Origin of the sequence: Sphingobacterium kitahiroshimense, assembly GCF_025961315.1 — a bacterium.
GTDB lineage: Bacteria > Bacteroidota > Bacteroidia > Sphingobacteriales > Sphingobacteriaceae > Sphingobacterium > Sphingobacterium anhuiense.
Map to the genome: position 1 here is coordinate 5,949,250 of NZ_JAOQNK010000001.1, position 26,546 is coordinate 5,975,795.

The 26,546-nt window shown below is 37.5% G+C and carries 19 protein-coding genes; 11 read left to right on the forward strand and 8 right to left on the reverse strand.

What is annotated here, in order from left to right; translation table 11 throughout:
• Positions 1-107: 107 nt before the first annotated feature.
• Genes M2265_RS25425 through M2265_RS25435 form a run of 3 tightly spaced genes read left to right on the forward strand, consistent with a single transcriptional unit; the run spans position 108 to position 7,359 of the window.
• Positions 108-4,727: a SusC/RagA family TonB-linked outer membrane protein gene (locus M2265_RS25425; protein WP_165905989.1), complete on the forward strand. Its 4,620-nt coding sequence runs from the start codon at positions 108-110 to the stop codon at positions 4,725-4,727.
• Between the two features lie 28 nt (positions 4,728-4,755).
• Complete coding sequence (locus M2265_RS25430; RefSeq protein WP_132773780.1) at positions 4,756-6,114, forward strand: RagB/SusD family nutrient uptake outer membrane protein; 1,359 nt, start codon at positions 4,756-4,758, stop codon at positions 6,112-6,114.
• 18 nt (positions 6,115-6,132) lie between these two features.
• Entirely contained in the window at positions 6,133-7,359 is a 1,227-nt protein-coding gene (locus M2265_RS25435; RefSeq protein WP_132773782.1) for a TlpA family protein disulfide reductase, read from the forward strand.
• 58 nt (positions 7,360-7,417) lie between these two features.
• On the opposite strand, the gene M2265_RS25440 is transcribed toward M2265_RS25435, so the two are convergent.
• The 6 genes from M2265_RS25440 to M2265_RS25465 form a co-directional block, all read right to left on the reverse strand.
• The gene (locus M2265_RS25440) at positions 7,418-7,639 is read right to left on the reverse strand and encodes a hypothetical protein (RefSeq protein ID WP_132773784.1); all 222 of its coding nucleotides are present in this window, start codon (positions 7,637-7,639) and stop codon (positions 7,418-7,420) included.
• Positions 7,640-8,507: 868 nt separating this feature from the next.
• A complete protein-coding gene (locus M2265_RS25445; RefSeq protein ID WP_132773786.1) occupies positions 8,508-9,671 on the reverse strand; it encodes a hypothetical protein in 1,164 nt (387 codons plus the stop codon).
• 276 nt (positions 9,672-9,947) lie between these two features.
• Positions 9,948-10,535, reverse strand: a complete 588-nt coding sequence (locus M2265_RS25450) for a glutathione peroxidase (RefSeq protein ID WP_132773788.1) — start codon at positions 10,533-10,535, stop codon at positions 9,948-9,950.
• A gap of 210 nt (positions 10,536-10,745) precedes the next feature.
• Positions 10,746-11,729: an aldo/keto reductase gene (locus tag M2265_RS25455; protein WP_132773789.1), complete on the reverse strand. Its 984-nt coding sequence runs from the start codon at positions 11,727-11,729 to the stop codon at positions 10,746-10,748.
• Positions 11,730-11,742: 13 nt separating this feature from the next.
• Positions 11,743-12,030, reverse strand: a complete 288-nt coding sequence (locus M2265_RS25460; RefSeq protein WP_132773791.1) for a putative quinol monooxygenase — start codon at positions 12,028-12,030, stop codon at positions 11,743-11,745.
• Positions 12,027-12,644 (reverse strand): NAD(P)H-dependent oxidoreductase, encoded by a 618-nt coding sequence (locus M2265_RS25465; protein ID WP_132773793.1) that lies wholly within the window; start codon positions 12,642-12,644, stop codon positions 12,027-12,029. The genes M2265_RS25460 and M2265_RS25465 overlap by 4 nt, the downstream gene beginning before the upstream one ends.
• A gap of 398 nt (positions 12,645-13,042) precedes the next feature.
• On the opposite strand from M2265_RS25465, the gene M2265_RS25470 reads away from it, so the two are divergent.
• The gene (locus M2265_RS25470; RefSeq protein ID WP_132773795.1) at positions 13,043-13,942 is read left to right on the forward strand and encodes a LysR family transcriptional regulator; all 900 of its coding nucleotides are present in this window, start codon (positions 13,043-13,045) and stop codon (positions 13,940-13,942) included.
• A 15-nt stretch (positions 13,943-13,957) separates the two neighbouring features.
• Positions 13,958-14,941, forward strand: a complete 984-nt coding sequence (locus tag M2265_RS25475) for a Gfo/Idh/MocA family protein (protein ID WP_132773797.1) — start codon at positions 13,958-13,960, stop codon at positions 14,939-14,941.
• Positions 14,942-15,035: 94 nt separating this feature from the next.
• On the opposite strand, the gene M2265_RS25480 is transcribed toward M2265_RS25475, so the two are convergent.
• On the reverse strand, positions 15,036-15,353 hold the full coding sequence (locus M2265_RS25480) for a hypothetical protein (protein WP_132773799.1): 318 nt from the start codon (positions 15,351-15,353) through the stop codon (positions 15,036-15,038).
• A gap of 527 nt (positions 15,354-15,880) precedes the next feature.
• On the opposite strand from M2265_RS25480, the gene M2265_RS25485 reads away from it, so the two are divergent.
• Genes M2265_RS25485 through M2265_RS25495 form a run of 3 tightly spaced genes read left to right on the forward strand, consistent with a single transcriptional unit; the run spans position 15,881 to position 20,785 of the window.
• Positions 15,881-16,981, forward strand: a complete 1,101-nt coding sequence (locus tag M2265_RS25485; RefSeq protein ID WP_207902515.1) for a TonB-dependent receptor plug domain-containing protein — start codon at positions 15,881-15,883, stop codon at positions 16,979-16,981.
• Positions 16,951-19,179 carry a SusC/RagA family TonB-linked outer membrane protein gene (locus tag M2265_RS25490; RefSeq protein WP_207902516.1) on the forward strand — a complete coding sequence of 743 codons (2,229 nt, stop codon included), beginning with the start codon at positions 16,951-16,953 and terminating at the stop codon, positions 19,177-19,179. The genes M2265_RS25485 and M2265_RS25490 overlap by 31 nt, the downstream gene beginning before the upstream one ends.
• Before the next feature lie 13 nt (positions 19,180-19,192).
• Positions 19,193-20,785 (forward strand): RagB/SusD family nutrient uptake outer membrane protein, encoded by a 1,593-nt coding sequence (locus tag M2265_RS25495; RefSeq protein WP_132773801.1) that lies wholly within the window; start codon positions 19,193-19,195, stop codon positions 20,783-20,785.
• A gap of 102 nt (positions 20,786-20,887) precedes the next feature.
• On the opposite strand, the gene M2265_RS25500 is transcribed toward M2265_RS25495, so the two are convergent.
• Positions 20,888-21,631 carry a DUF1080 domain-containing protein gene (locus M2265_RS25500; RefSeq protein ID WP_132773803.1) on the reverse strand — a complete coding sequence of 248 codons (744 nt, stop codon included), beginning with the start codon at positions 21,629-21,631 and terminating at the stop codon, positions 20,888-20,890.
• Between the two features lie 286 nt (positions 21,632-21,917).
• Between M2265_RS25500 and ligD the strand changes: the two genes are divergently transcribed.
• From ligD to M2265_RS25515, 3 genes are all read left to right on the forward strand, one after another.
• Positions 21,918-24,392 (forward strand): DNA ligase D, encoded by a 2,475-nt coding sequence (gene ligD / locus M2265_RS25505; protein ID WP_132773804.1) that lies wholly within the window; start codon positions 21,918-21,920, stop codon positions 24,390-24,392.
• A 430-nt stretch (positions 24,393-24,822) separates the two neighbouring features.
• Positions 24,823-25,329 (forward strand): RNA polymerase sigma factor, encoded by a 507-nt coding sequence (locus tag M2265_RS25510; RefSeq protein ID WP_168126926.1) that lies wholly within the window; start codon positions 24,823-24,825, stop codon positions 25,327-25,329.
• 185 nt (positions 25,330-25,514) lie between these two features.
• Complete coding sequence (locus tag M2265_RS25515) at positions 25,515-26,504, forward strand: aldo/keto reductase (protein ID WP_132773808.1); 990 nt, start codon at positions 25,515-25,517, stop codon at positions 26,502-26,504.
• The last annotated feature ends 42 nt before the right edge of the window (positions 26,505-26,546 follow it).

The window sequence follows — 26,546 nt, forward strand, 5'->3', positions numbered from 1 at the left end:
TTCACTACCTGTGATCTCCGGATGCTGCCGAGGGAAAAAGCTTCATGATGAAGCCTCCCTCGGCAATAAAAGGAGCAGGGAAGCTTTATGTCCAAAAAATTAAAATAATGAACATAAACATACAATATATAGTCAAGTTCTGGGATTATCTCCGGAAACTATTTAAGCCTGAAAGGGAAGGTGTGCTATTGAGCAGAGGGCACAGGATATTACCTGAACTTTCTGTCGCTAAAAATGTGTTTAAAAATAATATTGCACATACAACTAATGTTGATTTAATCAGTCAATATTCCTTCGATGAAGGTTCGACAAACGTTTGGGATAACCTTGGGACTGGTTCGAGACTGATTCGGAAATCCTTCGGCAGTTCTTCGACTGCTGTTCGGCAATTTCCCGAAGGCCAGTCGAAGCGCAGTCGAACAGCACCCGAACAAGACTCGAAGGAGTGTCGAACACGTCTCGAAGCGGAGTCGAACAACACTCGAACAGGTGTCAAACAAAAGGAACTCAAGCTAGAAATTTCTGATTTTTTCCTGACCAACTTAACACCAACTTCTAAGTTTCTGCCACTGGGCTTCGACTTGGCATCGGGATTTCATCGGCTACAGTGCATGAAAAGTCGAAGGATAGTCAAGCAAAACCTGAGTGGAAGTAGAAAAAGAGGTGAAAAAAGGAAGGAGAAAGTTAGTAAAAGTTTACTGGATGTGGCAAACAGTAAATTGAGGTATTTTCTGAAAGGTACCCGCTATATACCTGCTTTTAACCCGCTTCGGGCCTTGTTTTACCTCCGGTCGTCGTTGCACCGTATGTGCACCGTAACTCTCCCGTCCCTGCACCAGGAAAAGGGCGGTACAACTGCGGTGCAAGTGTGGTGCAGTTACGGAGAAAACTACTACAAGGTTAAAAGAAGGTTAAAAGAAAGTCCAAATAAGATCCGAATCAGTGGCTTTGCTTTTTTTATGATTTTCATGAAGAATGTACTTGCTAAAATGGTTCTTGATGTACGGTCAGTGTACGGTTTATTCACCAATGCCCTACTGAAAAGGCACCAAAAAGGTACTGGGAATGTACTGGAGAGCTACCAAAGAGCCACTGGTAATAGTAGCTTAGCAGTGCTACGACTGGCTTGTGCTAGGCAAGTATGGCAATTTAGTTTTCCATGTGTTGCCCAAGCGTCCGTAATGCGTATGCTAAGTACTAGTAATGCATGGATAGTGCGTAAAACGGTACCCGTTTACGCACTACTAACGCACTATCAACGCTTTATCTATGCTTCATCCATACTTGATCCCTACACGGAAAGTGCATTATCTAAAATAAGAGGTTTTAAGCGATTCAATTTCTTTCGTCAGGCATCTGAGTGGTTTCGTATTAATAATCTGTCTAATCGCTTAAAATGCTTTTCAAATCAAAAGCAAGGAGGTGTTAGAGATGATGTGAATGAGAGTTTTATGAGTCGATTTGGAAAATCAGTGTTTTCAGCAGTATTGATCTTAATGTTGATGATGGGGTTCGGATCGGTATCCGCACAAGCTCAGAGTAAGCAAAGTTATGTGTTGCAGGGGACAGTTATTTCTGCTGTAGATAAGAAGCCATTACAGGCTGTATCCGTGCGTATTGAAGCGAATAATATGAAGACATCGACCAAGAAAGATGGCTCTTTTAGCATCGCTATATCCCAGCGTACGGGCAAAGTGAAGTTCACCTCTGTCGGCTATAAACCCCTAGAGTTGGATTATACTTCAGGCGTATCATTGCATGTGCAACTATATGCTAGTGAAAATCAGCTTGACGAAGTAGAAGTTGTGAGTACGGGGTTTCAGAAAATCCCGAAAGAGCGGGCAACTGGGAGCTTTGAATTTGTGGATAATAAATTACTGAATAAACGGGTAGGACCAAACATTATTGACAGATTGGAGAATGCTAGTGTCAGTACTATGTTTTCGAAGGATGGACAATTCACGGATCGCTTCAGGTACGTTGATGTTCCGCAGTATCAATTCAATATTCGTGGAAATACCAAAATGTCTGGTAAAGCAGGAATGACAATTGTTTTAGACAATATCGTTTATGAGGGTGATCCACGCAATATAAATCCTAACGACATTGAAAGTGTTACCATTTTGAAAGACGCGGTTGCTGCATCGATATGGGGTACTAGCGCCGGAGAGGGTGTTATTGTACTTACTAGTAAGAAAGGTAAATATAATGCGCCATTCTCACTCACCGTTAATTCTAACTTTACAATCGTCGATAAACCCGATATTTATGCTTTACCCTTTTTGAATAGCAGTGACTTTATCGATTATGAGACCTTTCTTTTTGACAAAGGATTTTATGATTATAAATTGGCAGATATCTATAGTTATCCTACGCTGAGTCCAGTAGTTGAATTGTTGGATGCTGTACGAAAAAAGCAAATAACACAACAGGAAGCAGATCAACAGATCAGTAAATATAGAGGTTATGATGTAAGAGATGATTATCATAAATATGTATATCGGAAAGAGTTTAGTCAACAATACGCCCTAAACTTATCGGGTGGTGATAAAGCGGTAGCTTATTCTTTATCATTTGGACATGACAATAACAAGGGCCGTTTTGAAGTTTCATCATTTAAGCGAAATACACTTCGATCTTCTCTTAAAGTAAAACCTATTAAAAATGTAGAAGTAACTGCTGATATTAATTACTCCGATATAAAATCAAATGACTATAGCTTAAATCAACCGATAGCATATCAAACTTTAGATGCTGGTGGTGGAGGAGGAACATGGCCATATCTGAGATTGGTGGACAATGATGGAAACCCGAGAGCTATTGAATTAGCGACGTATAAAAATATCTATAGAGATACTGCAGGTAATGGTAAGCTGCTCGATTGGAGCTATAATCCTATCAAAGAGCAATATGATAATTCGAGTATAGGTGATGCAAAAGATTTAGCTATAAATCTCTCACTTCGCTATAAATTGTTCTCAAAAATAAATTTGGAGATCCTGTATGCACATCAGTCTATTCAAAATGATATTTCGGATTGGATGGGTACAGGTTCTTATGCAATGAGGAATATGATTAATCTCTATAGTCAATGGGATGACGAGCAGATAATAAATAGACCTATACCTGTGGGAGATCGGTTGTATAATATCATGGATAGAACAAACAGTCAAACAGGTCGTTTTCAGGGAGATTATTCATTTTTATCCAAAAATGAGCTTCATAAAATTGATTTGATGGTAGGAGCTGAGGTAAGGCAAAGACGGTATACTCGCAATTCATTTGTAATGTATGGTTATAACAAAGAGAATCTGAGCCATATTCCAGTGGATCATGTTAGTATTAACCCTATTCTTAATCAAAAATATGGTGGTAAAGCAATTGAGGATCTGATTCTGCCAGAACTTCAGGTAAATAGGTATGTTTCATTTTATGGGAATATCAATTATGCTTTTCGAAAACGCTACGTTTTATCAGGAAGTGTGAGACAAGATGCTTCCAATCTATTTGGTGTCAAGTCCAACAATAAATGGCAACCTTTGTGGTCTGCGGGAGGGGCATGGTTAATTCAGGAAGAGCCGTTTTATGATATAAACTGGTTATCACAGCTTAAATTAAGAGCAACCTTTGGTTTTACAGGTAGAGCTAACGCCAGTAGCAGCGGTTTTCCTATTTTATACTATCGAGGTACTGACTATACTACTGGATTACCATTTGCTACAATATCCAGTCCCTCTAATCCTTCTTTACGATGGGAGCGTATCAGTACTTTGAATTTAGCATTAGATTTTGGTGCATTTGACAATCGGATTAATGGATCAGTAGAATGGTACCAACGTAGATCTATGGATCTTTTGACTTCAGTACCGATAGATCCTACAACTGGATATGATGCTATAATGACCAACGGGGGCGAGTTGGATGCTAAGGGATTCGAATTAACCTTGAATAGTACTAATCTGAAAATAGGAAAATTTTCATGGATGAGCAATCTTTTATTAAGTCGCAATCGAACCAAGGTTGCTAAATATTATTACAAATATCCTTATCCTATTAACTATAGCCAAAGTTCTGGATCCTCAAATCCGATAATGAGAGAAGGTTACGACCGCGGTACTTTATTTGCCTTTCGAACTGCAGGTTTAGATCATGAGACAGGTGATCCAATTGGTTATGAAGACGGAGTGGAGAGTATGGATTATTTCAAAATAACGTACGGTTCGATGGATAATATTCATGCTGTTGGACCAGGTATCCCAGTAATTTATGGTTCATTGGGTAATGAATTCAATTATGGAAATCTATCCTTGAAAGTGAATTTACAGGCGAGATTGGGTTACTATTTTTTTAGAAAAAGTTTTTCTGATGTAAAGGCTGCCGAAAATCGATTGGGACATGAAGATTATAGTCGCCGTTGGCAGAAACCAGGAGATGAATTATTCACGGAGGTACCTTCTATAAGGTATCCGTTGGATTCATATCGAGGTGATTTTTTTGATCGTTCTGAAGCATTGGTTGAAAAAGGAGATCATATCCGCTTACAGGATATTCATTTGTCCTATCAATTTGGAAAAAGCAAGTACTTTAAGAGTTTTTCAATGTACGCTTTTGCGAAAAACTTAAATGTGATCATTTGGCGTGCAAATAAAAAAGGAATTGACCCTGAGTATCGGGATGCTATCCCATTACCCTTGTCTATTTCATTGGGAGTAAATATTGGAATATAGTTGAGATCAATTTATAAATAAACGTATTATGAAAAAAATAATATATCATATTGCAATATGGATGGGGCTATTGCTTTTTATGTCCTGTGATAAATTTTTGGACGCCAAACCCGACCAAAAGATGACCATACCAAATAATTTGGCTGACTGTGATGCTTTATTAGATAATTATAGTGAGATGAATAGTATGTTTCCTTCTTCTGGTGAAGCAGCAACAGATGATTTATTTCTTTCTGATCAAAGTTGGGCGGCATTATATTTTGCTTCTCAACGCGGTACATACATATGGGATGGACAGGTGGATGTTTCTGCTGATGAATGGCAAGGCTCATATAAAGTGATATTGATGGCTAACCAAGTACTGGAGGTCTTGAAAGAAATCGATCCAAAGTTGGAAACGGAACGTTATAATCGAATAAAAGGTTCAGCTTTGTTTTTTCGAGCCTATGCATTACTTCAATTGGCCAATATATTTACACTGCCATATAATGAGAAAAATGCAGACCAGATCCTAGGTTTACCTTTACGGTTATCTCCAGATGCTGATTATCCTTCTACCCGGGCTTCTCTGAAGGATACTTATAAACAAATTTTATCTGACTTGAATGAAAGTATTTTATTACTTCCTGTGATAAGCCTCCATAAAAGTAGACCTATAAAATCGGCGGCATATGCAACTTTAGCCCGAGTTGGTTTAATAATGGGAGATTTTAATCTTGTAGAAAATGTCGCAAATGCAGCACTTGATATTAATAATGAATTGATGGATTATAACGTAGTTAATAAAGGTTTAAATGCATCTTTTGAAAGGTTTAACAAAGAAATCATTTTTGATGCAAGCACATTAACTAACGGAGTAATCAATCCCTCAATTTCTAAAATAGACTCAATTCTTTATCTAAAATATAGCGATAATGACCTGCGTAAAGTATTGTTTTTTAATGAAAATGATGATGGAACATTTGCATTTAAAGGTCAGTATAATGGTGAAGTATATGCTTCTTCTTTCTCTGGGATAGCGACAGATGAAGTTTATTTGAGCTTAGCAGAGGCATATGCACGTAATAATAAGGTAGATCTAGCAATGCAGAAGTTAAATGAATTGATGATAACACGTTGGCAAAGGGGGGATTTTGTTCCCTTTGTGGCAAGTAGTAAGGAACAGGCTCTTCAGACTATTCTTGAAGAGCGTCGTAAAGAATTAATTATGCGGAATATTCGCTGGATGGATTTAAAACGATTGAACCAAGAAAATAGCTATAAGAAAGTGCTGAATCGTGTTATCGAAGGTAAGGAGTACATATTGGAGCCTGATGATAATCGATACGCATTTTTAATTCCATTAGAGGTTATGGGACATGCAAATTTAGAACAAAATCGTAGGTAACTATAAAAATTATAATTTATGAAAAGTACTATTAATATTATAAAAAATGGAATATGCTTTTACTTATTGTTGGTGACTGCATTGGTTATTGGGCAGACAAAGCCTTTGAAAATTGGTGATCAATATGTTTATAAAGAAAAATTAAAAATAACGAATGGTGAGGGTGAATTACCTTTAAAGAAGTATGAAGATCGTTTATTGATATTGGATTTCTTTACAACTTCATGTAGTTCATGTATTGAAGCTATGCCCAAGAACAATAAACTGCAACAGCAATTTGGTTCTCGAATTCAAATATTGCCTGTTACAGTAGAAGAGGGTAGTCGTGTGAAAAACTTTTTTACGAAGAATGATATTGTCAAGGATAATCAACTGCCTATTGGATATGAAGATATTGAGCTAAAGCAACTTTTTCCTTATCAAGGTGTACCTCACGTGGTTTGGATTTATCAGGGAAAGGTCAAAGCAATTACGGGAGCAGATATGGTGACGGAACGTTATATCAATGAGATCTTAAATGATCATGATGTACTGAATTGGCCTCAAAAAAATGACTATTTTAACACCGATGGATCATTGCCGGAATCAATAGAAAAATACACGATATCTTCTGCCATATTGCCCTATGTTAATGGCGCTAAGCTTTCTTATTTAATTGATACACTTTCCGCAGAGTTCATTCGAGATCGAATGGTTAATGTTCCTGTTGTGACTGCTTATGTTTATGCTTTGTCTATGATGAGCGATCTTCCCCTTATGAAAAAAGAACGGATTATTTTGGAAGTTGATGACCCATACTCGTTTGTTAAACCCGATTCACTCGTCCAGTCGATCTGGGAACAACGAAATGCTATTAGTTATGAATCTATCCTACCGATTGATTTAACTGAAAAGGAACGTATGAAGCGTATTGTTGTAGATCTTAATAATAAATTGGGGTTATGTGCGCGACTCGAGGAGCGATTAGCAAAGGTTTGGATTGTCCAAAAAATTAATGCTAAAAACAATGTCAAGCTAAATCAAAAACAAACTAGTCAGCCATTGGTATTGAAATTAGGTTTACTGGAGATTATGTATCCTACCATACCGCCGCTAATCTGGGATCAGATTGATCCTGAAATGCTTGTTAATATCACAGAATCAGATAATTTTGAATTCTTAAGGGATCAATTTCTTCAGAATGGATTGGACCTTGTAAAAGGAAGCCGTAAAATTCAAACTTTAGTGATTAGTAATTATAAATAGCAAAAATGCCGAGTGACAACGTCACTCGGCATTTTTTTTTGGAACTCACTTACAAAAACTAAGCCTTTAATTTTACAAGAGGTTCATCAGTATGCCTATTTAGAGCTCTCACCATTTGTTTCAGTAAGTTGCTATCTATAACAGGTTGGCCAGAACCGTTATCTGGAGCGTCAATAGTACATATTTGTTGACTGCCACTACAAGTTGGTGTTCCTGTAGGAATCGTATAACTCGACGGATCTGTCGGTTGATTTGGATTATTCAATTGGAATAGTGCCATTTTGGTATTCTTTAGTAGTAATGAATGTTCATTATCGAAGACAGTTGTTTAAAAGTTTTGGACTGCCCGTTTTAATAATAAACTGAAAAAATTGATTTATCCTTGGTTGCGATTCGCAGAGTTGTCAATTCTACGGTTCGGCCTGCTGAGTTACCCCGAAGGGTGTATCTATCATAAAGATAAACAGCAGGGCTTTTATTGCTCTTACCCGCCTGTGGGGAAGACTGCAAATTTTTGTCTGTATCGCTTGATACTTGTCTTATCTGTTTTCATAGCTATTGTTTTCAGATCTTATTTCCATTTGTCTATTTCAAAATAAAGGACAAATTCAAATCTCAAATCGGGTATGGCGGTAGTATTTTACTTTTTCTTGTCTTATCTGTTTTCATAATATTCTTTTTAAATTTAAGTCATTGAAACCCTAGCTCTTTTGGAGCTAGGGAGTCATGGCTGGTTTCACATTAACAGGCGGCATCCAACATCACCGACGATTAATATTTTTATACTCAATCTCTTACTTAAAGAGTATCGCATTCATTTTACTTTAACAAAGGGGACTATAGCGTTCTTTTGGTTCGATATAGTCACCTTTGGAAAGCGCTTGTACTACTTCTATCGTACGCTTCAATTCAAAACTAATACGAAAACGAACATTTTGGAGGGGAGACTTTTTTGGGATGGAACCTGTTTTAAAGGACTTTAAAATGCTCTCCCTTTTAGCAAAGGGGAGAAATGAGGTAAAATAGGTACAGAAGAATTTCTTGCTATAAAAGGTCATTCAAGCGTACTACGCTTGAATATTGACCTTTATTTGATTTGACTATTAGAAATCATGAGGGGAGTCCCTGATTTCTAAAAATTTATTAAATTATCTGCGATTTTTTCCGCCCAAATGGTCAAAATCACGCTCTATAGCCTGCAGCATTTTTTCTAAAATGCCGTGGACATGAGTAGCTCCACTTTCCAGTTTTTGTCTATCGAATTTTTCCAGACTATCTTTGGATACCAAATGCCCACGTTTGGTCCGGACACAAGTGGAAACATAGGAACAGACTTCACGTTTGGTCATATCTTCGGGGTATACCTCAGCAAGATGCATGTAATGCGTAAATAGATTGATATGGCTCGCAAACAATTGCGTCGGTATTCCTTCCGGTTTCTCAACTTCTTCGGGTTTATTAACTTCTTCTGGTTTGGTTTCGGGTGTTTCTATAAGTTTTGGTTTGATGGACTTTTTTTGCTCTGCATATTGGATAAGCAGATCAGCGAGATGAGCTCGGGTAGGATCAAAGTATAATTTAGGATCTCGGGAAGCTTGGCTTATACGTAGTTCATTCTCATCAATACACATGATTTTATTTTCATCGGAAAGTTCACTGAGCCTAAAGTTAATCAGCTCGGTACATCGATTAAAAAATCCCATATGATTGAAGTTGATATTGATCATGGTCTCGATAAAGCGACGTTCCCAATCTTTATTGCGGTTGTCACCAGCAATATGGGTTAACGACTTTAATAACTTGCTGAAAAACAGATAATGATAATAACAGACCTGGCAAACAGCGCTGTTGAAATGATGATCAATTGCTGATTGGATTTCTCCCAGCAGATGTATCCAGATTTTCTTTTGTAATAGAGCTTCTTTTAACGTAGGAAATTTCTCCTGCAATTCTATTTTTAAAAGCTGATATTGATAATCGGTCAATGGTTCTTCAAGATTCATATCTTGACTGTATATATCTTCATATGTCTTAAAGAGCTCATGAAATTTCAATATGATTAAATCAACGTGCTGATTTTTTTTACGGTAAATAATATTGAACATACGTCGCAATTGACTGTAGAAAATACGGAAGGATTGTTGAACGAGCTCACGGTTACCATGACTGAGGTATCTTGTATGCGAATCGATCTCAATATCCTTTAGAGATGCTAAAAGATCTTGATCGATCTGTTCATCTTCTTCTTTGTTCAAATGCGGGATACCATAGGCTGCTATGAGCTCCCTTAGGTTCGTTAAAACACTAATCATAATCAGTAATTAAATAGGAAATTTGTAAATGTTTACTAAAACTAAACAAGAAAAGGTATGTTTTCAATTTTTTTTCCCACAAAAGGGAAAAAATTAGTCTTACCGTAATCTGAAAAGTAGATGTATTGAAGTTTAAATCAATTTTTTCAAGAAATAAGTAATTGGGGAAGGAGTGGATGGATATGTAACAAAATCTAAAAGGATGTCGTGGTTATTTTAAATTTTGTTACATATGGAAGTAGGTCGGTCCAAGCATTGTTGCTCATGCAGAATTTTCTAGTCTTCTAATGCTTGTAAAAATGCGGGGTCCAAAGGAGATATGCTCGACGCAAAATAATGGCTTAAGTTGCCGTTTTCATTGACTATGTATTTACTAAAATTCCAATCGGGTGCATGGTCATTCCATCCGTTTTGCATGGAATGGCTAAGCCATACGAATACAGGGTGCTGTTCGCTGGACTTGATGACTATGGCTTTTTTTGCAACGGGAAATGTGACGCCAAAGTTTACTTGACAGAACTGCTCGATATCTTTGTCACTTCCTTTTTCCTGCTCTCCAAAATCATTGGCTGGAAAGGCAATGATAGCAATACGGTCGCCCATTTTATCATAGAGCTGTTGGAGTTCCTCATACTGGCGTGTATATCCACAATCAGAAGCGGTATTGACAAGGACTACTTTCTTTCCCTTAAAGTCTGAGAAATCTATAGACGTACCATTGCTTTTTACTGCTGTTAGCTGGTAAAAGGACTGTGGTGCTTCTTTGCCCGAAGTATTGTATAGGATGGTTCCCATCTTTCCGGATCTCGAAAGTTTTTTGATCAATGGGTATAAGAAATGAAGTATTTTTTGTTTAAAATTCATATTAAAATATGTCGATCTGTTTAAAAATCTTGCCTTAGAAATGGTAAAGCAGTTCCCATTTTGATGATTGTAAAAATATGATTTTATGGCCAATAATTGTGATTTATTATTCGCTGTATAATGGCTTATATTTTGAAAATATAAAACAAGACCAGCGCTCAGAACCGCTGGTCTTGTTTGTTTGCTACCCATTGGGTATAGTTCGTAAACTTATAGTTTTGATAGTTCGTTATCAATCAAAGTGCGTTCTTCCGCCGTAAAATTGATATCCATTGCTTGTGCATTGGCTATGGATTGTGCTGCATTTCTAGCACCTGCTAATACCACGGTAATTGCAGGCTGCAGGGTCGTCCAGCGTAGCACCAATTGCGCTACCGTAACGCCCTTGTTTTGAGCAATCGGTTGAAGTGTTGCGATTAGACTTTTTACTTTTTCGAGATCGAACTGTGAGAAATAACCGTTGCGGTGGTCATCTTGTTTTAAAGTGTTTTCTGTTAAGTATTTTCCAGTCAGCAGGCCTCTTTCCATCGGGCTGTAAGCGATAATGCCTGTTTGGTTTTCCAATGCATAAGGTACCAGGTCATGTTCAATACTCCGGTTGAGCATGCTGTATGAAACCTGATTGCTGGCCAGGGTAAGTGTTGCTGATGCTTCTTTTAATTGATCAACACTGTAGTTGCAGACACCTGCAGCACGGATTTTTCCTTGCTGAATAAGTATTTCTAAAGCTTCCATCGTTTCACTGATAGCAGTAGTTGAGTCTGGCCAGTGGATCTGCAATAGATCGATGTAGTCGGTGCCCAAACGTTTTAAACTTTCTTCCAGTTCTTTGATGATATTGGCTTTGGATGCAAATTTGTACACCGGTATTGTTTTTCCGTTATCAGATGCATCAAAGAAAAATTCACCTTTTCCCTGGTTGCTACCATCCCAGACCAAACCAAATTTGGTCAGTAACTGTATTTTTGATCGTTCTTTTCCTTTGATGGCTTCGCCGATCATTTCTTCGCTGAGACCAAATCCATAGAATGGCGCAGTATCGATACTGGTCACACCGTGATCAAGTGATGCGTGTACGGAAGCAATGGAGTCTTTTTTTTCATTTCCGCCCCACATATTGCCTCCAATGGCAAATGATCCATACGTAATGGCTGATAATTCTAATGCTGTATTTCCTAATTTTCTATATTCCATTGTGTGGTTATTTTTATATTAATGTTGTTTTTAGTACGATCGGTTCTTCCTGAAGCTTATCTGCTGCAAGTTGACCAAACGCCTGGATGTAGGGTTGCTGATTGTGCGCATCTAAACCTTCCTGGCTCTTCCAGATTTCATAAAAGGTGAACAGGTTGCTGTCATCGATTCCTTGATGCAGGCTATATAGCTCGCAGGCATCCTCTTTTCGGGTCTGCTCTACCATATGACGCAATACCGAAAGAACTGCTGCTCTATGTTCATCTTTCGTTTTAATGATGGCTGTTAAATGTATTTTCATGATACTAATTGCGCTGTTAGTTGTGGCGTAAATACGTTGTCAAGATGTTTTTGGTAGGCTTCCATATCACGTAATATGTCTGCATTTTTTTCCACATCATGGAAATGAAAGCTTTCTAATTTTTCTAGGGATGCAAATGCATTCATACGGTGGAAACCAAATAGTGGTCCGTCGTCAACACTGGTTTGATTAAAAAACTCTCCCGGTAGCGTAAAGGCAGTTTTTGGCGCATTCCAGCTGCTGGTCACCATATATTTGCGTCCCTGAAGCATACCGCCAGTTCCGTAGTTGATATCCGGATTTTCAGAACGGCGTCCGTCACTGTGGTATATCCCTGTGCGGTGCCCTGCGGTAAACACTTCGTCGATATACTTTTTAAAAGCATTTGGAACCTGGAACCACCACATCGGGGTGTGGTAGATAATGTAATCTGCCCAAACAAATTTCTGAACTTCTTCGTCATTATCATAACCGTCTGCAATATGGGTTACTTTGATTTCAACGGAATCAAATTTCTCAAAAAAAGCAATTGTATTTTCGGTTACTGTTTTATTAAACCGTCCGCTTGAATGTGCAAATGATTGTCCGGCGTTGATAATTAATATATGTTTCATATGTAAATGAATTGTATTTTAATGTGCATATGGAATATCCAGATTACTTTCATTGCTGTTTGGCTATCGTGGATATTTCATTTTGTTTTATTTTAAATTTCTGTTACAAAGGTATTGGGCTTTGTGTTATTATAGAAATAGGATAAATTATAGTTAACTATCATATTTATGATACTTGTGTTTTCAGTTGCTACTTGGCAAAAGTTGTCGTGTTCAATAGGGGCGATTGTGAGCAATAAAGGTTTATTACCTAGCGTGGTGTTTTTTAAATATTCTTTAAAAGAGTGAATTATATTGGTGGAAGAATGCGTGTTTTTCGTATATACGATTTTTTATATCGGTAGCGATTTATCATTTTTATGATACTTTTAGTATTTTTACATCATATTTTTGATACTATGGTTAATTTAGAATGGTACCGCACTTTTAAAGCGATCTATAAGACAGGGACATTAACAGGTGCTGCAGAAATCTTATTTATTTCGCAACCTGGTGTTAGTTTGCATTTAAGTTCACTGGAAACCTATATTGGAAATAAGTTGTTTGACCGTACAGGTCGAAAAATGATCCCTACAGAACATGGCAAGGTGTTGTTTAATGCGTTGGTCGAGCCTTTAACAAAACTTGAGGAGGTGGAGAAAAACTTTCAGCGGTCAACAGAGAAACACATCCCGACCATCAGTGTGGGTATGTGTTTTGAAACTTTTCAGATTACTTTGGAGCAGTATGTCTCGACACTTCCTTTTAATCTGATCATCAGTTTTGGCGAGTATCCCGAAATGCTTGATCAGCTGGATAAAGGTATCTTAGATTTGATCATCACACCTAAAAAGGGCGTATCTGCCAATATTGAGCATGAACCGTTTTCGTATGAAAAAATAGTACTTGTAGGGGGTAAAGAGGTCGATATTGACGCTTTTAAAGAAGTCCTGAAAACAAAAAATAAGGGTTTTATTGAAGATTGGCTGAAACAGCAGAAGTGGTACGGTACAACTGGCGATATGGAACATCTTTTTAATTTTTGGAACTTAAATTTTGGTAAAAAACCAGATTTTAGACCTAATTATATTGTCCCCAATCTGAATTCTATCGTACGCTGTTTAAGTGCAGGTGGAGGTCTGGCTGTTGTGCCTGATTTTTTATGTAATACTGAGATTGATAACGGGCAGATCCAACTGGTGTGGGAAGGAGATAAAAAACTCAAAAATACGTTATATTTTGGTTGTCGAAAAAAGACACTCCATCAGGAAGAAATTGATCATATTAAAACATTGTTTAGAAAAGTAATGGCCCGATAATTTTAAGCGTATTTTATGGAAACTACTAAGATAAAATGGGGAATAATAGGCTGTGGTGATGTAACGGAAAAAAAGAGCGGACCTGCATTTAATAAAGTACCGGGTAGTGAGCTGCTTGCTGTTATGCGTAGAGATGCTGAGAAAGCTGCTGATTATGCGCATAGGCATGGAGTTCCTTTTTGGTATGCTGATGTTGACGGAATACTAAACAATCCCGAAATTAATGCCATTTATATTGCAACTCCTCCATCTTCGCATCTGGAATACGCACTTTTAGCATTGAAGCACGGAAAGTATGTTTATGTTGAAAAGCCTGTGGCACTTAACGCCAGTGAAGTGTCGATTTTGGCAAATGCTGTTCAGAAATATCAAGGTAAATTGGTTGTTGCTCATTATCGCAGACAGCTTCCGCTATTTTTAAAAATTAAAGAAATGATCAATAATGGTCTTATTGGTAATGTCCGGATGGTGGAGTTGCGTCTTTGGCAGAGCCGTTCTCCGGCTTTAGTCACTAAGGGAGCTGCTGATTGGCGGACAGATCCGGCGATATCTGGTGGTGGTTATTTCTTTGATCTTGCACCACATCAATTGGATCTGATGATCTATTTATTTGGCACGCCTTTGTCTTATCATGGTTTTAGCCTAATTCAATCTACGGATAGTGTTGTTGCTGATCAAACAAGAGGCACAATTGTTTTTGATAACACGATCGTTTTTAATGGAAGCTGGTCTTTTAATTTAGCATCGTCGGATAACGTGGATTGCTGCGAAATAGTTGGAGAAACGGGGAGCTTAACATTTTCAATTTTTAGTAATAAAGTTGTTTTGAAAAATGAAAGTGGAGAGGAGGAATTTTCATTAGATCATCCCGAAAATATACAGCTACCTATGATTGCAAGTACTGTTAATTTCTTTAAGGATATGGGAGCTAATCCAAGTTCCATTGAAGAAGCGGTAACGTTAATGCAGATTATTGATGCTTTTGCTACTGTGAAATAATGAGCGTATTGATTTAAAAAATAAGGGTTGTTCAATAATTGAACAACCCTTATTTTTTAATGTTTTTGTCTATTAAAAAATAGACTGACATATTTTAAGCGACCTCTAGTGTTGTTTGAATTGTCTTTGTGATCGCATCCAATAATACTTCTTTATATGCCATGAAATGGATCTGACGATCTACTTCTTCAGATACTTTTAAAGCTGTCTTAGCTGTCTTTACAGCTTGTAGCTCATTTAAATAAAGATCGTTAAATGTTGCGGTATCTTTATTTTTTAGTATTCTTATCGTGTGTGAATATTGTTCAAATATATCCGTGATGACAGCTAAATTTGCACTATCAAAATGTTGAAGTTCATTTGTTTTTTCAGAAAGCTTCTCAAGCTTTTTTCTTTCTTTTGCGTAACCCATAATCCTGCGAAGTTACAGATTTTTCTACAGCTATTTGCAAATGATGTGGAATACTCCAGAAGAGGTTTATTCCATTGGGCAGCTACCACGTTGTAGGTGGTACGGTTCTAGCAACCAAATAAGGTTGATGTTGATACAATAGTATATTGTTTTACAGGATAGGCAAAGGAATAAAAGTAGAGTATTTATAAACTTTATGTTACAATAGCTGATCCATTTTGATTTTTTATGGGTAGCATATGACTCTCTTTAAGCCTACCAATTTTTTCATTTTGCTAGTATATGCATGCAGATTCATAATCATATAATAAGTTCATATTCTATTGTTTAGCTCATTTGTGCGCAAGTCTTTTATTGCTATATTTATAATGAATATACCTTATTTATTGTTATTTTAATAATTTAAATGCTAATTTTTTTAAATTGTTTGTGTATTTAGTGGTGTATGTTAAAAATATTTTATTTATTTGTTTTTGCGTATTCATTTGGAATCATGCACACTAACATATATTAACGAACTAAATTAAATGAAAAATTCTAAACTATTTCATGTTTTAGCCTTTTCTATGGTATTTGGATTTGGTGGTCTCAACCAATCGATCGCCAGTACGCTGTCTGAATATCAAAGCAACCAAGTTAAGATTTCTGGAGTTGTTAAAGATGCGACTGGTCCGATCTCAGGAGCATCTATTGCTGTAAAGGGCACATCTATCGCCACTTTTACGGATGCTTCTGGTCGATTTACTTTAGCGACTATTCCTGCAGGATCAAAAATTGTGATCAGCTATGTCGGCTATGCATCTAAAGAAATTGAATGGAAAGGGGAAAGTACCTTGAATGTGCAACTGGAGTCTACATCAAATGATCTGGATGAAGTTGTTGTGGTTGCTTACGGTACCGCTAAAAAATCAACCTTTACAGGATCTGCCTCGGTGGTGAAATCGGATCAGCTGGAGAAAATATCAGGATCGGGATTTGCAGAGGCATTGCAGGGGATGAGCCCAGGTGTTAATGTGGTGAATAATGAAGGTAACCCGGGTGGTGATACCCGTATTCAAATTCGAGGTATCAGTTCTATGTCGGGTAATTCTAATCCGCTATATGTGGTTGATGGCATGCCTTATGATGGACAACTGAATTCAATATCGCCTTCGGATATTGAGTCGGTTACAGTATTGAAAGATGCTGCAGCATCATCATTGTACGGTTCGCGCGCAGCAAATGGTGTGGTCGTGGTGACAACTAAAAAGGGAAAAACAGCTAAACCGCAATTGAATTTTAGATCGGCATGGGGTACTTCGGACAATGCAGTCAAAAATCCGACAAAAGCTTCTCCGCAGGAACAGTTACTGAATACCTGGGAGGCGATGTACAATGATCAGTTCTATAAATATAACTTAACATCGGACAAAGCTGGAGATTGGGCTTCGGACAATGTTCTGAGCAAACTGCTTAAGCAGGTGACCAATTCGAAGGGGGAGGCCACTTATGTTTCTCCTTTTCAGCATATCAATGAAGACTATGTGTTGCATGATGGTAAGGGTAATCCCTATATCAATCCAAACTTGAAAATGGTCTGGAATGAGAAGATTATGATGTGTATAAGGCTGTTTTTTCTAGAAAACTAAGACAGGATTATGGCATGGATGTGTCGGGAACTGCTGGTGATGGAAAGACAAATTATTTTCTTTCTTCTTCGTACCTAGATGATAAAGGATATGCTTCCAATCAATACTTTAAACGTTATGGCTTCCGTGCGAATGTGACGACACAAATCAATAAATGGTTACAGGTGGGTGGAAATGTTTCTTACAGTGGGTCTAGACAGAATGTTTCTGGTGCCGCACGTGCTTTAGTGTTTACGACATCGATGTATTCGCCTTATTTACGTAATCGCGATAATACAGATTGGGTTTACTCCGAAAAAACAGGTAAACGCATGTACGATTATGGTGATTATGTTAATAATTTCTTTGGAGCCAATGTGTTACAGAATAATGGCGATTATTGGAATAATGACAATGATGAAGATTTCAATAATTTTATGCGTACGATGATGGCATCCCGTTTCTTTGCTCAGGTTACCTTGCCTTATAACTTGAGTTTCAAAACGAGCCTCAGTATTGACGATAACAGTTCTAAAAACTTTTTGTACGGATCTGCAGTTCATGGAGCAGGGCAACTAGCTCCGTATGGTGTCACGGTGCTTACTAATGGTGGAAATGCGACTCGCTCGAATACGAACACAAAATCAGTGACGTTTAACAATATCTTAAGCTGGAATCAGGATTTTGGTAATCATAATTTTTCGGCATTGGCCGGTCAGGAATCGTATACCAACAACAGTCTTTACGACTATGGTTATGGTGAAGGCATTATGCAATTGGGGCAATATGAATTAAGTTCGACAACAAAGAATTGGCAGGTTAAATCCAACAAAGATCGTTTTGCTCTACTATCTTACTTCGGAAAGTTAGATTACAATTATAATAGTAAATACTATTTATCGGGTTCATTCCGTCGTGATGGATCTTCCCGTTTTCATCCGGATAACCGCTGGGGGAATTTCTTTTCCGCAGGCCTTTCCTGGCAGATCGCTAAAGAAGATTTCTTAAAGGATGTGAGCTGGTTGGATAACTTATCCTTCCGATCTAGTTATGGTACTACCGGTAATGATAAGTTAAGCCGTAGAGGTGATAATGGCGTTGGAGGTGGTGATATTTACTATGCTTACCAGGGTGTATATGAAGCAAGTGATCTTTATGGTCAAGCTGGTTTAAAACCATCAGCATTTCCTACGCCTGCTTTGATCTGGGAGAAGAACAAGCAATTTAATGCGGCATTTGATTTTGGTATTCTCAAAAACATCTACGGTACCATTGAGTATTACTCCCGTACTGCTTCCGATTTGCTTTACTACAAAGAGTTTCCACTTTCTGCACAGGTCGGTAATGCGAATGGTTTGAATACAAACTTAGGTGATCTGAAAAATTCGGGTTTTGAATTCTCATTGGGTGCTGATGCGATCCGTAATGAAAACTTTAGATGGAAAATTGATGCGAATCTTTCGACGTTGAAGAATGAGATCACTTATTTGCCAGGAGGTGAATTTACGTACAACAACCGTGGTGCTGGTTATAAACTTTCGGAGGGATATTCCTTGTATGAATTTTATATGGTGAAAAATGCAGGTGTTAATCCTGAAACAGGAAACATGCGTTACTGGATACGTGATGGTGAAAACTGGAAAATGACGGAAAACTATGATAAGGATGTCACTTCGAATGATTATCAACGTATAGGGTCTGCTCTTCCTAAAGTGTATGGTTCTTTGACCAATGCGTTTAATTATAAAGGGTTGGATATGTCCTTCATGTTGTACTATTCGCTAGGTTCTAAAATGTTTGATTATGCTTATGTGGAGCGTACAGCAGTACGTGGTGGTGTTGGTGTAATCCAGGATCTAATAGAAGACCATTGGCGCAAACCTGGTGATCAGGCTTTATTACCTAAATTTTCGAATGATGACTATGCGAGTACCCGTAAAAATTCTGATTTCTATGTGTTTGATAACGATTACTTAAGACTTCGAAATGTTTCTCTAGGTTATACGCTGCCGACAGCTACAATGGCGAGACTGGGGCTGTCTAAAGTGCGTCTGTATGTTTCTGGAGACAACTTATTAACGTTTGGGTCGGCTAAGAATCGCTATTCTGATCCGGAGACGGCTTTATCTGGTAATAATTATAATGGTTCTGCAGATAAAGATAACGGAATCCAAGGTTCAAGAAGAGTGTATATGGCTGGTTTACAAGTGTCATTTTAAGAAAGAATAGAAAATGAAAAATATCGTTAAAAGTTTACAATATATTGCATTAGGAACTGTTGTTTTAATGCAAACAAGCTGTAAGGATTTCCTTGATGCTAATTCTTCAACAGCGACTTCAGAGAATGTTGTTTTATCAAGTGCTTCTCAATTGGAGCGTGTATTGACTGCTACTTATAGACAATTGTATTTCAATGATCAAGGAATGGATCGGGTATATGCTGGTTTACCCGGTTTGCAGATGTATGTTGATTTAGGGGGTGCTGATATTGTGAGTCACACCAATATGGGAGGCAATCAGGTAACAGCATATACTTATGAACCGCAAAAAACACAGACGACAGGTTTATCTAATGGAATTTGGACGATGATGTATAAAATCATCAATCAAACAAATATCATTATTGAAGCGTTGCCTGCCGCGCAGGGGGAAGAGACATTAAAAAACCAGATTATGGGTCAGGCAAAAGCGATTCGTGGTCTTTGCTATTTCCATCTGATTCAAAATTATCAGCAAACTTATATGTTGGCTAAGCAGAAACCAGGTGTTATTTTGCGTTTGAGTCCTAAGGAAAGTGAAAATTTACCTCGAGCTACTGTAGAACAGACTTATGCGCAAATCGTCAAAGATTTGACGGATGCAAAATCGTTATTAGCTAATTATACACAGCCTAATAAATGGACCATTGATAAGTATGTGGTTTCTGGTCAGTTGGCACGTGTGTATTCGGTGATGAACAATTGGCAAGGTGCTTATCAAGAGGCGAAAACTGCTTATACAAATTATAGTCAATTGATGACCAAGACACAGTATCAGTCTGGATTTGATGATGTGATTACAAACAACTATGCTGAGGTGATGTGGGCAGTTCCATTTACAACGACTAATAACCTAGGTGGAGGAACACAATTTAACTTCTGGTATAACCAGGATGAAAGCTATGGCGAGGGTTATACGGATGGGCCTATTTACTCATTTTTGGATTTCTTTGCTGATGGTCAATATGAAAAACTGTTTGAAAAAACGGAAGATCGTTACCAATTTTGGAAACGTACTAAAAATGCTTCTAAAGAATGGTCGACAAAATGGGCGTATAATAAGTACAAACATTATGGTGATGCAAATGGTGCTAAACAGGGAAATACGAGACCTGAGGTTTCTTTAATGCGTGGATCTGAGATGTTATTGATTATGGCTGAGGCTTCAGCTCAATTAAGTAATGGTGAGGGTTTGGGTTATTTAAATAGATTGCAAACGGCTCGTGGAGTTAAAGGCTTGACAGTTGCCGCTTCTGGAACTCCTTTGCTAGAGGCTATTTATGTGGAAAGACGCAAGGAACTGTTATGTGAGGGAGTTACTGGAATTTATGATTTATTGCGTTTGCAAAAACCACTTATCCGTATTCAGGAAACAGCAACTTATGTAGAGGGGCACTACACTTGGGGAGTGACGAACTTGAACGGTTATGTTGCAAGCAGTCCAGCACCAACTGGAACTTTTCCTTCGAATGACTACCGTATGCTCTGTCAAATTCCACAATTGGAAATTGCCAATAATACGGCACTCTCAGAGGCCGATCAAAATCCTTATTCTGGAACAAACTAAGTAGTCTGTATCCTGCAAAAAAAGTTTTACAGGTACAAGCTATAAATATGAATATAAAATGGCCGAGTGTAATTCACTCGGCCATTTTTATTTTTTTACTGATTAAAGACGTCTTATCCAGATATTGCGGAAGTCAACAAGATCGCCATGGTCTTGCAATACGATTGGTCCTGGACCGTGAACTAATGTTTTTGGTAATCCGATGTACTCCGTAGTTCCTTCGATCTGCGTATTGTATTGTACCACAACACCATTGTGTAAAACGGTTACGATGCCTTTTTTGATTAATACACCATCGGCATTAAATCGTGGAGCGGTATACAAGACGTCGTAAGTATGCCATTGTCCAGCTGGTTTGGTTGCTGTGACCAAGGGTGGCTGTTGTTTATAGATCGATCCTGCTTGTCCATTGACATAGGTTGGGTTATTATTGTTGTCTAAGACCTGTAATTCATATTGACCCTGCAAAAAGATACCGCTGTTTCCTCTTCCTTGTCCTTCACCTTTGATGACTTCCGGACTTTTCCATTCGACATGAAGCTGGAAATCTTCAAAGTTTTCTTTTGTCTGGATATTCCCTGTTTTTGGGGTGGACGTTAAAACGTTATTTTGTACTTTCCAGGGTGCCTGCTCTTTTACGTTATTGGAACTTACCCATTGATTAAGATTGGAGCCGTCAAAAAGAACGATCGCATCAGAAGGAGCTTTGTTCTCAGTAGTTGTCACCGTACGCAGTACTGGAGTATAAAACTCGGTATCCTGCGGTTGAAATTTCGTTTGGGCATAACTTAAAGAACCAATTAGGCTCATGCTGAGGACACAGCAAGATATATAAATTTTGTTCATTTTGTAATAGATTGATTTCACGTAAATATAAGTATTCAATGTTAAAATCTGACATGCTTTTATGTAAGACTATTGTGATTGAAGTTCAGAGTGATTGAAAATGATCATCGAAAAAGAGGGTATAACTCATGTTTTAAAGTCGGGACAAAAGGTTGTCCCCCAAAACTAACAAAATGATGCATTTAAGCGTTATAATTATAAAAGGAAACACTTTATCGTCACCTAGTTTTTCATTCAGTCATGATAGAGCCCTTCGAGGGTTTCATGTACATCAATAACTAAAAACATGGATACACTAAAGCAATATCACGAAAAACGTAATTTTAAAAGTACAGAAGAGCCTAAAGGTAAGTTAAAGATTAAACGTGATAAAAAATTGCGCTTTGTTGTACAAAGACATCATGCCAGCAGATTGCATTATGATTTTAGATTGGAAGTTGCCGGTGTACTAAAAAGTTGGGCTGTACCAAAGGGACCATCATTGTTTCCTGCCGATAAGCGATTGGCTGTTCAAGTTGAAGATCATCCCGTCGATTACGCAAATTTTGAAGGGACAATTCCGGAAGGTAATTATGGTGCTGGTACCGTAAGTGTTTTTGATAAAGGGTATTATGAGTCTTTAAATGGACAAGATGAAGATAGTTTTTTAAGTAATTTAGCGGATGGGTCTATTAAGTTTGTCCTACATGGAGATAAGCTCAAAGGAGAATTTGCTCTTGTCAGAATAAAAGGCGATCAAGAAGGTAAGTCGTGGTTACTCATTAAACATAAAGATGAATATGCAACCGAAGTATCCTATAATGCTGAAGATGCAGTTCCTGAAAAAATAAAAAAAGAAGGATTAGAATATAAAAAAGTAGGAGCAAAGAAGAAGTCAAAACGAATAGCTAAGCCATCGAATAATAGTGAACCAGAGCTGACTGAGCTGTCGCCAATGTTGGCGAAGCTAACCGATGCTATGCCCGAAGGGAATGATTGGTTATTTGAAAAGAAATTTGATGGTTTTCGCATTATTGCTGTAAAAGAGGATGAACATATTTTTCTTTATTCCCGAAATGGGAAAAATATGAACAAACTATTTCCCTCCATTGTGAAGGAGTTAACGGCTGTAAAAAGGAATGTTTGGTTAGATGGGGAAGTAGTGATCGAAGATGGTACAGGTAAATCGTATTTTCAGATGTTGGCAACCGGCGAACCATTGGGTAGTTCCTATCAACTGCATTATTATATCTTTGATATTTTGAATTTGGATGAAAATGACTTAAGTCAATACCCTTTATCTGAGCGAAAAGAACTATTGACTTTGTTTTTTAAAGGATTCAAAGGTCAAATGATTGAGTTGGTTAACTTACTAAAAGGGACGCCTATGTCCATTTATCGTCAAGCGGAACGAAAGGGATGGGAAGGAGTAATTGCCAAAGATCTTACCAGTTTTTATCATGCTGGAAAACGAAGCAATCAATGGCTTAAGATTAAAATTCGACAAAGCCAGGAAGCTGTTATTTGCGGTTTTACAAAACCGCAGGGAAACCGTTCTTCTTTTGGAGCTCTCGTTTTGGGTTGCTATGACAATTCGGAGTTAACCTATCTAGGTAACTGTGGTACTGGATTTAATGATGAGTTGTTGGAAATATTAATGGATAAATTGAAAGGGCTTATAATAGGCAAGAAGCCGTTTCCTCAAGATGTATCTGTTGCGAAGGAAAAGGAAGTGACTTGGGTGAAGCCGGATCTCGTCTGCGAAGTTTATTATTCGGAGTGGACAATGGACCATCATTTACGTCACCCGGTTTTCAAGGGATTACGTACAGATAAAAAAGCTAAGGAGATCGTCATGGAAGAGGTCAGAAATGAAAGGGTAAAAGAGAAGATAATTTCTATAAACCGCCATCGTGTAAAACTCACTAATCTTGATAAAATATATTGGCCAGATGAAGGATATGTGAAAGGTGAAATGCTTGAATATTATGAACAATATGGTGATTTACTATTGCCTTACTTAAAAGATAAGCCAATTTCACTTCATCGTTTTCCTAATGGAATAGGAGCTGATAGTTTTTTTCAAAAGGATGTCGATTTAAAACAAATTCCAGATTGGGTAAAGACCGTGCCCATATATGCTGAAAGTACGGATAAAAATATCGATTATATGGTGTGCAATAATAAAGCAACCCTCTTGTTTATTGCAAATCTCGGCTCTATTGAGATAAATCCATGGCTATCGACGTTTAAAAAGATTGAAAATCCGGATTTTGCAGTTCTGGATATTGATCCAAATGGAGCAGATTTTGATTCGGTAATTGAAATAGGGCAGACTGCTCATCGAATTTTTCAACAAGTTGGAGTTGCAGATTATATTAAAACATCTGGTTCGACAGGATTACATATCTACTTGTATGTCAAACAACGGTATACTTATGAGGTTGTACGCGATTTTATCCAGCTCATCGGAGAAATGATTCATGAGGAGCATCCTGATACAACAAGCCTTATCCGTGATCCTAAGAAAAGAAAGGGTTTAATCTATCTTGATTTTTTACAAAATAGAAGAGGACAGACCATCGCAGCTCCATATTCTATACGTCCTAAACCTGGTGCTACTATCAGCACGCCTTTACATTGGGAGGAAGTAAAGAAAGGTTTGGACATCAGACAATTTAATTTAAAGACTATAACGGAGCGATTGAAGAAAGTGGAGGATCCATGGAAAACCTTTTTCGACACACCTAGTAATATTAAAGAAGCTTTAGCGAACTTATAACTATTGTCAAAGCGTGAACACTTAATTGATATTTGAATATTTTCAGATTTATAAAACCAATTTTTGTCTTACTTTTAGTAAATTGTATAGAGAAGTAGACGGTTTATTTGTTGAATAGCAATACCATAAAGAAATTTAACCATTTATGTGAAAAATTATGATCTTTCATTGGGGTTAAATACCCGCTCTTGCGTATAAATTCAATGGTTGAATACACATTTCTAATTGTTTGAAAATAGTGTTGATGATTTAACTGGTGGTTTAGGGGGTATTAATACTCTTTTTTTTGAAAAAATATTAAAGGATATAGCACAGCGATTGCTTTAATGTTATCAACAATGCATGAATATTAAAATGATCCATGCTAGATAAAATTAGATTAAGTGTTAACAAAGATGTACGCAAGTACAGCAATAAAAAACTATCCTTTATGACAAAGACAGAATTTAACACCCAAGTGATCGAGCAAACAAATGAGCTCAAAGTTTTTGCAAAGCGTTTTACAAATGATTATGACGAGGTCAATGATCTTTTGCAAGATACCATGTTAAAAGCGGTAAGCTATTTCCGTAATTTTCAAGAAGGATCTAATTTAAAAGCATGGCTTTATACCATCATGCGCAATACTTTTATTAATAATTATCGACGTACAACTAAAAGTCGTTCTTTTATTACAACAGAAGAAGAGATCAGTACTTCGCATTTGCAATATTCTTCGGTAAGAAATGGTGGAGAAGATAAATTTGTGATGGAAGATATTCAGAAAGCATTGGGAGAATTGGATGAAGGGTTCTATATACCTTTTACTATGTTGTACGAAGGATATAAATATAATGAAATTGCTGAACATCTTAACCTTCCTATTGGAACAGTAAAAACTCGTATCCATATTGCGAGAAAAAGACTAAAGGGAACTTTATCAACATATAAAAATTAAACAGGATTAATTTCCATTTTGTGAAAAGAAGGGCATTCCTTGGGTTTAGGCCTTAGGAAGCCTTTCTTTTTTTGTTTTCAACTTTCCTGTTTGTGTTTTTTGGAATGGTATTTTCCGATTCCATAAAGGGAACATTTTTATGGATTTTGGGTTATTATATAGGAAGCAGGATATAAAAATTGTATATGAAGAATTTATTTAATGAAAAACATCGCTTGGGCTTAGGTGGCGTGGCTATAGGAACTGGTTTTGAAGTATTATCAGATAAGCAGTCATATGATATACTGCAAAAGGCATGGGATCTGGGTATTCGATACTATGATACGTCTCCCTGGTATGGTCTAACAAAAAGTGAAGCGCGATTTGGAGAATTTTTAAAAGATCAAGATCGGTCTGACTATATCCTCTCTTCAAAAATTGGTCGATTATTTGATCCAGTGATACCCGAAGCTGTTCCGCCTACCATGTGGAAGGCACCCTTTCCATTTGATTTCGAACATGACTATACTGCAGATGGAACTAAGCGTTCGATTGATGATAGCTTACTGCGGATGGGCGTTGATCATCTGGATATTGTATTTGTACATGATCTGTCTGAAGATCAGGTTGGTGACCGCTATGACTATTACTTCAAACAAGCAGCAGATGGCGCATTTAAAGTATTATCCGACTACCGTGACCAAGGTATAATAAAAGGCTGGGGACTTGGTGTCAATAAAATTGAACCTATTTTGGACTGTCTTGCAGTAGCGGACCCTGATATCTGTCTGTCTGCCACTCAATATTCAATATTAGAACATGAAGATGCTGTCGACCGCCTTCTACCCGCTGTGCAAAAAAGTGGAGTAAAGCTCGTTTCTGGTGCTGGATATAATTCAGGATTTATTGCTGGGAGAAACCGATATAATTACAAATCTTTTATACCAAAGGGCATGATTGAAAAACGTGAGCGTATTGCACAAATAGGAGCTTCTCATGGTGTCGGAATTATCCCTATTGCCCTTCAATTTGTGCTTGCAAGTGAGGATTTCGTTTCAATCATACCTGGTGCAAGTACTACAGATCAAGTACGATCCAATGTCGAGGCTTTGAATACCGTAATTCCCCCTCAACTTTGGGAGGAATTAAAAAATGAAGGTTTAATTTATAACAATGCTCCTGTGCCACAAATTTAGTGTTACAGAGACATTGTGTTATAGATAAATGATAAAAAATGA

What these genes read in the sequence shown, in the direction of transcription:
- M2265_RS25460 (WP_132773791.1), bottom strand. Translation starts at nt 12,030, where the DNA reads ATGAAAATACATTTAACAGCCATCATTAAAACGAAAGATGAACATAGA.
- M2265_RS25470 (WP_132773795.1), top strand. Translation starts at nt 13,043, where the DNA reads ATGGTTAATTTAGAATGGTACCGCACTTTTAAAGCGATCTATAAGACA.
- M2265_RS25515 (WP_132773808.1), top strand. Translation starts at nt 25,515, where the DNA reads ATGAAGAATTTATTTAATGAAAAACATCGCTTGGGCTTAGGTGGCGTG.
- M2265_RS25495 (WP_132773801.1), top strand. Translation starts at nt 19,193, where the DNA reads ATGAAAAATATCGTTAAAAGTTTACAATATATTGCATTAGGAACTGTT.
- M2265_RS25430 (WP_132773780.1), top strand. Translation starts at nt 4,756, where the DNA reads ATGAAAAAAATAATATATCATATTGCAATATGGATGGGGCTATTGCTT.
- M2265_RS25480 (WP_132773799.1), bottom strand. Translation starts at nt 15,353, where the DNA reads ATGGGTTACGCAAAAGAAAGAAAAAAGCTTGAGAAGCTTTCTGAAAAA.
- M2265_RS25500 (WP_132773803.1), bottom strand. Translation starts at nt 21,631, where the DNA reads ATGAACAAAATTTATATATCTTGCTGTGTCCTCAGCATGAGCCTAATT.
- M2265_RS25510 (WP_168126926.1), top strand. Translation starts at nt 24,823, where the DNA reads ATGACAAAGACAGAATTTAACACCCAAGTGATCGAGCAAACAAATGAG.
- M2265_RS25435 (WP_132773782.1), top strand. Translation starts at nt 6,133, where the DNA reads ATGAAAAGTACTATTAATATTATAAAAAATGGAATATGCTTTTACTTA.
- M2265_RS25485 (WP_207902515.1), top strand. Translation starts at nt 15,881, where the DNA reads ATGAAAAATTCTAAACTATTTCATGTTTTAGCCTTTTCTATGGTATTT.
- M2265_RS25465 (WP_132773793.1), bottom strand. Translation starts at nt 12,644, where the DNA reads ATGAAACATATATTAATTATCAACGCCGGACAATCATTTGCACATTCA.
- M2265_RS25425 (WP_165905989.1), top strand. Translation starts at nt 108, where the DNA reads ATGAACATAAACATACAATATATAGTCAAGTTCTGGGATTATCTCCGG.
- M2265_RS25455 (WP_132773789.1), bottom strand. Translation starts at nt 11,729, where the DNA reads ATGGAATATAGAAAATTAGGAAATACAGCATTAGAATTATCAGCCATT.
- M2265_RS25450 (WP_132773788.1), bottom strand. Translation starts at nt 10,535, where the DNA reads ATGAATTTTAAACAAAAAATACTTCATTTCTTATACCCATTGATCAAA.
- M2265_RS25440 (WP_132773784.1), bottom strand. Translation starts at nt 7,639, where the DNA reads ATGGCACTATTCCAATTGAATAATCCAAATCAACCGACAGATCCGTCG.
- ligD (WP_132773804.1), top strand. Translation starts at nt 21,918, where the DNA reads ATGGATACACTAAAGCAATATCACGAAAAACGTAATTTTAAAAGTACA.
- M2265_RS25445 (WP_132773786.1), bottom strand. Translation starts at nt 9,671, where the DNA reads ATGATTAGTGTTTTAACGAACCTAAGGGAGCTCATAGCAGCCTATGGT.
- M2265_RS25475 (WP_132773797.1), top strand. Translation starts at nt 13,958, where the DNA reads ATGGAAACTACTAAGATAAAATGGGGAATAATAGGCTGTGGTGATGTA.